This is a genomic window from Celeribacter persicus, from assembly GCF_003050785.1.
GTDB lineage: Bacteria > Pseudomonadota > Alphaproteobacteria > Rhodobacterales > Rhodobacteraceae > Celeribacter > Celeribacter persicus.
The window spans coordinates 1-1,563 of record NZ_QAOH01000081.1; the positions used below are offsets into that span (position 1 = coordinate 1).

Annotated in this window: 2 protein-coding genes and 1 pseudogene; 1 reads left to right on the forward strand and 2 read right to left on the reverse strand. The window is 64.1% G+C overall.

What is annotated here, in order from left to right:
• Positions 1–317 (reverse strand): annotated as a pseudogene (locus C8N42_RS21260) (two-component sensor histidine kinase); the annotation flags it as partial.
• The gene (locus C8N42_RS21265) at positions 314–973 is read right to left on the reverse strand and encodes a response regulator transcription factor (RefSeq protein ID WP_107818384.1); all 660 of its coding nucleotides are present in this window, start codon (positions 971–973) and stop codon (positions 314–316) included. The gene C8N42_RS21265 and the pseudogene C8N42_RS21260, both read right to left, overlap by 4 nt.
• Before the next feature lie 145 nt (positions 974–1,118).
• On the opposite strand from C8N42_RS21265, the gene C8N42_RS21270 reads away from it, so the two are divergent.
• Entirely contained in the window at positions 1,119–1,436 is a 318-nt protein-coding gene (locus C8N42_RS21270; RefSeq protein ID WP_038068680.1) for a PepSY domain-containing protein, read from the forward strand.
• Positions 1,437–1,563 lie beyond the last annotated feature (127 nt).

Genomic DNA, 1,563 nt, shown 5'->3' on the forward strand with positions numbered 1-1,563 from the left:
AACACGGTGGGGTCCGCCGCATGCGATTGCAGCAGGATGCGGCCTTCGGCATCGCGCACGAGATAGGTGAAGAACTCGTCGTGCGCACGGATCGGGGCGAGCCGCTGGGTCACACCCTGATCTTCCCGCCCGACGATGTCGGTTACTGCCAGCGGCAGGATCCGCTCCGCTGTCTCACGGAGCGCGCTGTCGAAGACCTCGTCCATTTCGGCCCGGACGATCACGGCCGTCACCGTCGCAGCCAGCAGCCACAGCACCGTCAGCACCAGCCCCACGGATAGGCCGAGCCGCGCCTGAAGGCTTGCGGGCCACCTCATGGCCTGCCCAGGCGGTAGCCCATGCCGCGCTCGGTTTCGATGATTGCGCTCCCCAGTTTCTTCCGCAGGCGGCTGACATGGACCTCGATGGTGTTGCTCTCGACCTCGGCGTCGAAGGCGTAGAGCTTCTCCTCCAACTGCGCCTTGGACAGGAGCTGCCCGGGACGCGCGAGGAACGCTTCGAAGAGCGCCCATTCCCGCGCTGTCAGCGGCACATGACTGCCATCCCGATGGACGCTGCGCGCGGCAAGGTCGATGTCGAGCGGTCCGTGGGTCAGGATCGGGTTGGGGTTGCCGCTGTAGCGCCGCGCGACCGATCCGATCCGCGCCGACAGTTCCGACAGGTCGAAAGGCTTCACAAGGTAGTCGTCTGCGCCCGCGTTGAGGCCTTCGATGCGGTCCGACACTTGGTCGAGTGCGGTAAGAATGATGACCGGCGTCACGTCGCCCCGCGTGCGCAAAACCTTGAGGAACCCGATGCCACGCCCGTCCGGCAGCATCAGGTCGAGCAGGATTAAGTCGTAGGACGTAGCAGCCATGGCATCGCTTGCCGCATCCAACCGCGTAACCCAATCCACTGACTGGCCATCGGCTGCGATCTGGTCGCGCACGGCAGCGCCGAGGGTCGTGTCGTCTTCGATCAGCAATATGCGCATGGTCGTACCCGTTCTTGTCTGATGTCCCTGCATGATCCGTCTGGCTGACACGAAGCTGAAGCCTGTGGGTCGCGCCCGTTCAGGCTGTCGTCAGTTTCGCAGCGCATGAAGTGCATCAAGAGGCGAGCCACTAGGAGTGTGCCCCATGAAGAAGACATTGACAATTATCGGCTTTCTCGCGGTCTTCCCGGCCGGCGCGGCGCTGGCTGACGACGACTGCTTCGTTCCGATGGCTGATTGGCAGCCGCGCGACGCGGTTGCCCGTCTTGCCGAGGAAAATGGCTGGGCGGTGCGCCGCATCAAGATCGACGATGGCTGCTACGAAATTGACGGCCGGGATGCCCAAGGGCGTGCGATCGAGGTGACGGTCCACCCGGCGACGTTGGAAGTAATCGAGTTCGAGTTTGAGGACGACGATGATGATCGTCGCGACCGCGATCACGAGAGACGCGACGATGACTGATCCGGCGCATCGTGATGGTAATGTCTCTGCGCCGGGCCTTCCCACACTCCCTCGGCTTTCCCTCAACTCTCCTCTGGCCCTGACGGGCCCGGTGCTGGTGGCGCTGCCATGCCTGCTGGCGGCTCTG

What these genes read in the sequence shown, in the direction of transcription:
- C8N42_RS21265 (WP_107818384.1), bottom strand. Translation starts at nt 973, where the DNA reads ATGCGCATATTGCTGATCGAAGACGACACGACCCTCGGCGCTGCCGTG.
- C8N42_RS21270 (WP_038068680.1), top strand. Translation starts at nt 1,119, where the DNA reads ATGAAGAAGACATTGACAATTATCGGCTTTCTCGCGGTCTTCCCGGCC.